Here is an 8640-nt window from a genome sequence, read left to right on the forward strand (position 1 = left end):
CCTAGCCAGAAAGCCTGACAGTCTTGCTGAGTGGGCAAACTTCTATGCGGATTGGTATAACACTACCCTGAGAAAGGTCAATGAAGCGGTCAGCACTACCGAGCAGAATCTCCGTCACGTTGCAGAGATGCAGGGCAGAGAGTTGTTAGCTTATAACGAAATCGATCCCAACGACCCGTCAGATCAGGCAAATTATTTTCTTAATGAAGGTGCCGAAGCAAGAATGTTTGCCGGCTTTGAACGCCAACTGGTTATCGCCAACACGTTTGTGGCGTACCAAAATGCGTTGGGTAATACTCCCAACAAAGCGGTGACCGATAGAGTGGCTTATATAGAGCAGATGCGGCAACGGTATAGCGCCTTGCTTGACAAGATTGTCGGCGAGCGCGGACTGCCACCGGCCAAATCAACCGATGCCGAGCTAATGCGCATTGCTGAAGCCATTCTGGCAAACCCGAAATATCAATTTGGTCGGCATGGTCCGGTAGTGATTACTACAGAAAATATCGTTCAACGGGAAAAGGAATTGTCTGAGGAAGAGTATAACGACATTGATATCAGTCTGGCCGGAGAGATTACCCTGACCGGAACGAAAACTACCTGGCATTATCGCTGGGATGAATTTAAGTTTGCAACACCAATACTCGATGACCAGTCTGGTAAATGGTACCTGTGGTGGATAACCGCTAAGAATTTTCATTCGGGCGCATCTAACACGCCAATAGGGAAGTGGGTATCTGGCTCTGCTACGAAAGGCGGGGTAATATTGGAAACAAATTTTTAGCCGCACCTGTGGGCTTTTTAGTTTTACTGCCGGCTACCCTGAAATGGGATGACCAGCCTTTTCCTTCATCATAATTTTTCGGCCAGTCATGGCATTGGCATTCTTTACATTCTGTATTTGGCGCACAATAAATTTGGGAAATAACACATCAAACGACGGACGCTGATAATAATGAAAAATAAATTAGTCACCCTGTTAGCCGCGGCAATTGGTCTTACTGCCATCGGGCTGGCATCACCAGGTCTTAAAGCACGGCAAACAGTGCAAACCGAAGTACTCGACACCATTAAACAAGATGTCAGTTCATCCACCCTTTCTTATGACATTGTAGAGTCCCTAACCACCGAAGTGGGGGCCAGGATGGTTGGCACGCCGGGAGCCGATGCGGCAACCGACTGGGCCGTGGCAAAAATGAAGGCACTGGGTTTTGATAATGTGTGGGTTGAGGAAAGCCAGGCGCAGCTGTGGCAGCGCGGCGACCTCACGGCCAGTATAACCTCGCCTTACCCCCACAAAGTGGTAGCTATTGCACTGGGTGGCAGTGTTGGTACCAATGGCCAGGCCATTAACGCCGAAGTGGCCTTCTTTGACGATTTAGCAGCACTTCAGGCCGCGCCGGAGGGCAGCCTTAAAGGCAAGATTGCCTATGTTGGTTACCGAATGGAACGCCATATTGATGGGCATGGCTATGGTAAAGCGGTTGGGGCCAGAGTGGCTGGCGCTTCGGCCGCGGCTAAAAAAGGCGCGGTGGCGTTTATTATGCGTTCAGTAGGCACAGACACCGACCGCATTGGTCACACCGGAATGATGCGCTACGAAGAGGGTGTGGCAAAAATACCGGCGGTGGCGTTATCTAACCCTGATGCGGATCTGCTGGAAAATATGTTACGCCGGGAACAGCCAGTCACGTTTTCATTAAATACCAGCGCCAGCGGCCCAACCGGTGACACAGTTACTATCGCTAATGTTATTGGTGAGGTTACCGGCGCTGAACAGCCTGATGAGCTGATTACCCTGGGCGCGCATATCGACAGTTGGGATGTGGGCACTGGTGCGATTGATGATGGCATCGGGATTGGTATAGTTCTGGCGGCCGGGCATTACATTGCCAACATGGAGCAGCGTCCGGCGCGCACTATTCGGGTTATTTTGTTTGCGGCTGAAGAAATTGGTCTGGTAGGTGTGCGCGACTATGTGGCCCAACATAAAGACGACATGTCGCAACATATGCTTGGCGCTGAGTGGGATTTCGGCAACGGGCGCATTTATGAATTGGAGCCGGGAGTAGGGCCTCAAGCCCTGGCATCGGTGCGTGACTTTGCCAACTATCTGGCGCCAATGGGCGTAGGTTTGGCAAGTACCAATACCGCCAAAGGACAGTCGGACATGAGCTTGCTGGGCGAAGCGGGGCAGCCGGCGTTTAACTTTGCACCGGATGGTCTCGATTATTTTGACTTTCATCACACCGAAAACGACACTCTCGATAAAGTTAATAAGGATGCTCTGAAAGTGAATACCACCATTTACACCTTGTTTGCCTGGTACGCTGCAAACAGTGGCGTGGACTACCGCCAATAATCATCAGTATGTGGGGCAGAGCTGCTGCTTTGCCCCAAATTCCTGCCTGCAAATACCAATCTTCCTGATTATCCGGATTGCCCAACGGCTTCGCTTTACGTAAACTTACGCGCCTCTTAGCAACGCAAAGCAACAGAAGACATGACCCGAATAGCCCTTGGTATTGAATATGATGGTGCCCAGCACTTTGGCTGGCAACGACAGCAGGAAGTGCCCAGTGTGCAGGGCTATTTAGAAAAAGCGCTGTCGACTGTAGCCAACACCACTATTGAGGTGCAGTGCGCCGGACGAACCGATGCCGGTGTTCACGCTACTGGTCAGGTGGTGCATTTCGACTGTGATGTCGCGCGGCCGCTCAAAGCCTGGACCATGGGCGTAAATGCGAATCTGCCGGATTCTGTAGCCGTGAAGTGGTGTTGTGAGGTTGGTAATGACTTTCATGCGCGTTTTTCGGCTACTGGCAGGCGTTATCGTTACATCATCTATAACCACAAAATGCGTCCGGCAATTTTGCACCACGGGGTTACCCATGTGCACCGCGATTTGGACGAAAAACGCATGCATGAGGCGGCTCAGGCATTACTGGGTGAGCAGGACTTCAGTGCTTTCAGAGCATCACTTTGCCAGTCTAAAACGCCGTTTCGAAATGTCACCAAAGTAACCGTTACCCGCCAGGGCTGCTATGTGATTGTGGATATCAGTGCCAATGCATTTTTACATCACATGGTGCGCAATATTGTGGGTTCGCTGGTAGAAATTGGCAGCGGTCATCAGCCTCTCGACTGGATTGCCACCTTGCTGGCTGGTAAAGACCGAACCCTGGCCGCTGCTACAGCAAAACCCAATGGCTTATATCTGGTGGATGTGGATTATCCTGCCTCTTACGGTTTACCGCGTGGAGTGCTTGGTCCACTGTTTTTGCCGGATAATTAAGCGCCTGCGGATCGTCCGGCTGGCCATTGGCGAAATTAACAGCAAAATTCATTAGGCCATGCCAATAAAGCCGTTTATACGTATAAATATTCGTACTTCTTAGACCAGTTTTATTTTTCGCTATTGCGTTGAATATGCTCTAATATGTCGCCATATGCGGATATAATCCATCGTTTATTATTTCATCATCCTGTACCGGGCACGAACAAGCATAAAAAGCCGGGCGTAACAGGTTAGCTAAAAGGACATCTCTGGCATGAGCTGGATACAAAAAATTCTTCCAAAGACACAAACTTCCACCAAAGGTAACGTTCCTGAAGGTATCTGGACGAAATGTAATGGCTGTCAGGCCGTGCTGTACAAGCAGGACCTGGAAAAGCAACTGGAAGTTTGTCCGAAATGTGACAATCACATGCGCATTGGCGCCCGTCGTCGACTGGATGCCTTCCTCGATGCTGGTGATCGTCAGGAACTGGCCGGCGATCTTGAGCCACAGGATGTACTGAAGTTTAAAGACTCCAAGCGTTATAAAGACCGTATTACGGCAGCGCAGAAGTCAACTAACGAGAAAGATGCGTTAATCGTTATGCAGGGCAAACTGAAAGGTATGCCGATTGTGGTTGCCAGCTTTGAGTTTGCCTTTATGGGCGGTTCTATGGCGTCGGTAGTTGGCGCTCGTTTTGTTGCTGCAGTGAATGCAGCCATTGCCGCTAATTGTCCGCTGGTATGTTTCTCTGCCAGTGGTGGTGCGCGGATGCAGGAAGCGCTACTGTCATTGATGCAAATGGCGAAAACCTCAGCGGCTCTGGCCAAGCTGAGCGAAAAAGGCTTACCGTATATTTCTGTGATGACTGACCCGACCATGGGCGGCGTATCGGCCAGTTTAGCAATGCTTGGCGATATCAACGTAGCAGAACCCAAAGCCTTAATCGGTTTCGCCGGTCCGCGGGTTATCGAACAGACCGTACGTGAAAAATTGCCTGAAGGCTTCCAGCGCAGTGAATTCCTGCTGGAGAAAGGCGCAATCGATATGATTGTGGATCGCCGCGAAATGCGCGATAAGATGCACAGCGTTCTGGCCAAATTACATCGCCCTGATTAATTCAGGGCTTTATATCTCTTATGAGTAAAACTCTGACGCAATGGCTCGAATATCTTGAGTCCATTCATCCCAGTGCTATTGATATGGGGCTGGATCGCGTAAACGAAGTAGCGCAACGGCTTAATCTTCGTTTCGACGCCCGGGTTATCACCGTTGGTGGTACCAATGGTAAGGGCACCACGTCCGCCCTGATTGAAAATGCCTTGCTTCTTGAAGGCCAGTCAGTCGGCGTATACAGCTCACCCCATTTACTCGACTACCGCGAACGCGTGCGTATTAATGGCGCGTTACCAGACGCCGATACTTTTTGTGATGCTTTTGAACAAGTGGAACAAGCCCGTGGCGATATCACCTTAACTTACTTTGAGTTTGGTACGCTGGCGGCTATGTTGATGCTGATGGCTGCAGAGCTAGATGTAGTGGTGCTTGAGGTTGGCCTGGGTGGGCGACTGGATGCTACTAACATTATCACCCCGGATTGTGCGGTGATAACCAGTATTGGACTTGATCACCAGGACTGGCTGGGTGATACGCGGGAAAAGATTGCCGTAGAAAAGGCCGGTATTATTCGCCATGGCGGTAAAGTAGTGATCGGCGAACCTGAGCCCCCGCATACACTACGCGATGCGGTACAGGCTCTGAACGCAGAGGCCTGGTGGCAGAATCAGGAATTTAGCATTGCTCGCGATGCTGACGGTGCTGTGACTTTTATGGCTGCAGAGCAGACGGTAGAACTAGCGGATACCGCTATTCCGCTGAACAATGTTGCTACGGCGCTGGCTGTACTCAAACATGCGGGTTTCACCGTTAGTGATGCGACTATGCAACAAGCAGTTGCCAACACGCAGTTGCCCGGGCGTCGTCAACTGATTGCTGAGCAGCCGGTGACTTATCTTGATGTGGGTCACAACCCCCAGGCCACCGAATCTCTCGCTGAGTGGCTCGATAGCAAAACATTTGGGCAGTTACATATTGTGGTGGCAATGCTCAACGACAAAGCGCCAGCGGCTTCGCTGGCTCCTTTTAAGCGTTTCGCGCCGCAGTGGTACCTGGCTTCAACACATGGTCCTCGCGGATTGTCAGCAGAGAAACTGGCGGCGGCCGTGGAAAATACTCCGCGGCGTTTGTTTTCTGCCGTGACCGAAGCTTATGAGGCTGCTCGTCAGGATGCACACAGCGAAGACCTTATTTTAGTGGTAGGTTCTTTCCATACAGTTGCAGATATTCTGGCGTTACCGCACAATACACAAAACTCATAACAGGATCACAGGTAGTGGCGGCAGCGTTAAAGAACAGGTTGGTGGGCACTGTTATTTTGGTAGCAGTAGCGGTAATTATTTTACCAGACATGCTGGATGGGAAAAAATCCAGCAATGAGGACGTGTTTGTAAATGTTCCGGCGGCTCCTGCCAAGAAGCCAATTGTAAATCCCGAACCTTTTCCTGATGAACGGGTGGTGGCTTCAGCGCAGCGCCCGGTTGAAATTGTTAATGAAAAGCCGGTTGATGAGCCGGACAGCCCGGCTGAGTCGACTCCTGCAGCAGGTAACCCGACGCAGGTGAATAATTCGCCTAATGATGATCTGGCACGCCAGACTGTGGTGGAAGCCCCGGAAGAATCTGAGCAAAACAACAGCTGGGTGATTCAACTGGGCAGTTTCAGGCATCAGAAAAACGTGAAGCAATTACTGGATAAGCTGGAAAACGCCGGTTACCGTGCGTTCAGCCGGCCTATCGAAACCAGTTCCGGGCCGTTAACCAAAGTATTTGTTGGGCCCAATCTGAACAAACGCGAACTGGATGGTGCCTTATCTCACCTTCAGGAATTAACCGGCTTACGAGGCAAAGTAACCCGCTTCAGTGTAAACAGCTAAATCAACAGGCTCACTCAGGACAGAATTGTTGACAGCCGGTGACTGGATAAAATTTCGGCACTGGTAATCAGGCAGACTTCTGGTAGAATGCGCGCGAATTTGACGCGATGAGTTTTGGCATAACAGCCTAACCCATCGTTAACAGGACGGGTAAGAATCTTCAAATGAATTGGCTGGATTACACGATTATAGGTGTGATAGCGCTCTCCACGCTAATCAGTCTGGTGCGCGGCTTCGTTAAAGAAGCTGTTTCACTGGCAGTCTGGTTTGCCGCCATGTTTGTTGCCAGCCAATTTTATGCCGACCTTGCCGTATACTTCACGCGCATCAGTGACGAACTTATTCGTAACGGCGCGGCCATCGCCGCACTCTTTGTGGCAACGCTATTGCTCGGTGCCTTGCTGAATTACACCATCAGTCAACTGGTTCAGGCCACCGGCCTGTCTGGCACCGACAGAGCACTCGGTGCAGTTTTTGGCGCATTGCGCGGCATTCTGATCGTTAGTGCGCTATTATTTTTCCTGGATACGTTTACGCCTTCAGCCTCATCAGATTGGTGGGATGAGTCGGTGCTAGTGCCGGAATTTGCAATTATAATTGAGTGGTTTTTTAGTTACGTAAAAGACAGCTCCAGTTTTTTAACTCCCGCTTAAATAGGTAACCTACATGTGTGGTATTGTCGGAATAGTTGGTAAAACACCAGTTGCTCAGTCACTCTATGACTGTTTAACCGTTTTACAGCACCGTGGTCAGGATGCGGCTGGTATCATGACGATTGACAACGGTGTGTTTAATCTGCGTAAAGACAATGGACTGGTTCGGGATGTGTTTCACACCCGTCATATGAAGCGCCTCACAGGGAACATGGGGATTGGTCATTGTCGCTATCCCACTGCCGGCTCTTCCAGTTCCGCAGAAGCTCAGCCGTTTTATGTAAACTCTCCTTTCGGGATGGCGTTTGCCCACAACGGTAACCTCACCAATGCCCTCGATTTACAAATCGAAGTCGCCAAAATAGCGCGCCGGCATATCAATACCACATCAGACTCAGAGATTCTGATGAACATTTTTGCCCACGAGTTATCACAGCGGACCACCGGGCTGACAGTGTCACCCAAAGATATCTTCGAAGTGGTCACTAATGTTCACAATAAAGCCCGCGGCGCTTACGCCTGTGTGGCGGCAATTATTGGTTTGGGTGTTGTGGCATTTCGCGATCCCAATGGTATTCGACCGCTGGCGCTGGGCAAGCGTATTACCGAAATGGGCGAAGAATATATGGTTGCCTCTGAGAGTGTTGCACTGGATGCCGTAGGTTTTCAGTTTATTCGTGACGTAGCACCGGGCGAAGCCGTATTTATCACCGAAGCGGGCGAGTTGTTCACCCAACAGTGCGCCCAGACGCCACTGACTTCACCGTGTATCTTTGAGTTTGTATACTTTGCCCGTCCTGACTCGTTCATTGACGGTATTTCTGTGTACGCCTCCCGCGTAAACATGGGTAAAAAGCTCGGTGAAAAGATTGCCCGGGAATGGGCCGACCTTGATATCGACGTGGTAATCCCAATTCCGGAAACTTCTATGGATGTGGCGCTACAAATTGCCATTACCCTTGATTTACCTTATCGTCAGGGCTTCGTTAAAAACCGCTACATTGGCCGTACGTTTATTATGCCTGGCCAGACTCAGCGTAAGAAATCGGTTCGCCGTAAGCTGAACGCGATTTCCTCTGAATTTAAAGGCAAAAATGTACTACTGGTTGACGATTCCATTGTTCGTGGTACCACTTCCGGCCAAATCATCGAGATGGCTCGTGAGTCGGGCGCGAAGAAGGTTTATTTCGCTTCTGCAGCACCTGAGATTCGTTTCCCGAATGTGTACGGTATCGATATGCCATCAGCTAACGAACTGATTGCCTATGGCCGTGAGATTGACCAGATTTCTGATTTGATCCAGGCTGACGGTCTGATCTTCCAAGATATCTCCGACCTGGTTGCTGCCGTTCAGCACGAGAATCCGCAAATTTCACGCTTTGAAACTTCGGTATTCGATGGCAACTACATTACCGGTGACGTAGACCAGGCATACCTGGAACGCATCGATGCGGCCCGTAACGATCAGGCCAGAAAGGCGCCGGTTGTTCAGGCTGAATTATCCAACCTGGATATGCATAACTTCGAAGCGTAACTGGTAGCGCAGATACTAAAAAGCCGTTCACATGAACGGCTTTTTTAATGGTGCGCCGGGCATGGCGCGTAGTGCTTTAGCACTGTTCGACTCACTGTGGTGGTGAGTTGATGACTTGGAGGTGGAAGTCCTCTGCACACCCGGCAAGGGGAAGTGCTAGCCGAACGGCAAGGGTGTTCATCG

The 8640-nt window shown here is 50.5% G+C and carries 8 protein-coding genes; all 8 read left to right on the forward strand.

The window, feature by feature from the left end:
* On the forward strand, window positions 1-784 hold a 784-nt coding region (locus D9T21_RS18565), incomplete at its 5' end, for a hypothetical protein (protein ID WP_164464758.1).
* Window positions 785-955: 171 nt separating this feature from the next.
* Complete coding sequence (locus tag D9T21_RS18570; RefSeq protein ID WP_123326712.1) at window positions 956-2362, forward strand: M28 family peptidase; 1407 nt, start codon at window positions 956-958, stop codon at window positions 2360-2362.
* A 141-nt stretch (window positions 2363-2503) separates the two neighbouring features.
* The gene (gene truA, locus D9T21_RS18575) at window positions 2504-3295 is read left to right on the forward strand and encodes a tRNA pseudouridine(38-40) synthase TruA (RefSeq protein ID WP_123326713.1); all 792 of its coding nucleotides are present in this window, start codon (window positions 2504-2506) and stop codon (window positions 3293-3295) included.
* 256 nt (window positions 3296-3551) lie between these two features.
* On the forward strand, window positions 3552-4397 hold the full coding sequence (gene accD, locus D9T21_RS18580) for an acetyl-CoA carboxylase, carboxyltransferase subunit beta (protein WP_123326714.1): 846 nt from the start codon (window positions 3552-3554) through the stop codon (window positions 4395-4397).
* A 20-nt stretch (window positions 4398-4417) separates the two neighbouring features.
* Window positions 4418-5656, forward strand: coding sequence for a bifunctional tetrahydrofolate synthase/dihydrofolate synthase (gene folC / locus D9T21_RS18585; protein ID WP_123326715.1), 1239 nt, complete (start codon window positions 4418-4420; stop codon window positions 5654-5656).
* Window positions 5657-5670: 14 nt separating this feature from the next.
* On the forward strand, window positions 5671-6270 hold the full coding sequence (locus D9T21_RS18590; protein WP_123326716.1) for an SPOR domain-containing protein: 600 nt from the start codon (window positions 5671-5673) through the stop codon (window positions 6268-6270).
* Window positions 6271-6434: 164 nt separating this feature from the next.
* Window positions 6435-6923 (forward strand): CvpA family protein, encoded by a 489-nt coding sequence (locus D9T21_RS18595; protein WP_123326717.1) that lies wholly within the window; start codon window positions 6435-6437, stop codon window positions 6921-6923.
* 13 nt (window positions 6924-6936) lie between these two features.
* Window positions 6937-8457 (forward strand): amidophosphoribosyltransferase, encoded by a 1521-nt coding sequence (gene purF, locus D9T21_RS18600; RefSeq protein ID WP_105933926.1) that lies wholly within the window; start codon window positions 6937-6939, stop codon window positions 8455-8457.
* The last annotated feature ends 183 nt before the right edge of the window (window positions 8458-8640 follow it).

This window comes from Marisediminitalea oceani (assembly GCF_003731635.1).
GTDB classification, from domain to species: Bacteria; Pseudomonadota; Gammaproteobacteria; order Enterobacterales; family Alteromonadaceae; genus Alteromonas; species Alteromonas oceani.

Bases quoted from the DNA above. Each gene is read 5' to 3' on its own strand.
- truA (WP_123326713.1), top strand. From the start codon at position 2,504: ATGACCCGAATAGCCCTTGGTATTGAATATGATGGTGCCCAGCACTTT.
- D9T21_RS18570 (WP_123326712.1), top strand. From the start codon at position 956: ATGAAAAATAAATTAGTCACCCTGTTAGCCGCGGCAATTGGTCTTACT.
- accD (WP_123326714.1), top strand. From the start codon at position 3,552: ATGAGCTGGATACAAAAAATTCTTCCAAAGACACAAACTTCCACCAAA.
- purF (WP_105933926.1), top strand. From the start codon at position 6,937: ATGTGTGGTATTGTCGGAATAGTTGGTAAAACACCAGTTGCTCAGTCA.
- folC (WP_123326715.1), top strand. From the start codon at position 4,418: ATGAGTAAAACTCTGACGCAATGGCTCGAATATCTTGAGTCCATTCAT.
- D9T21_RS18595 (WP_123326717.1), top strand. From the start codon at position 6,435: ATGAATTGGCTGGATTACACGATTATAGGTGTGATAGCGCTCTCCACG.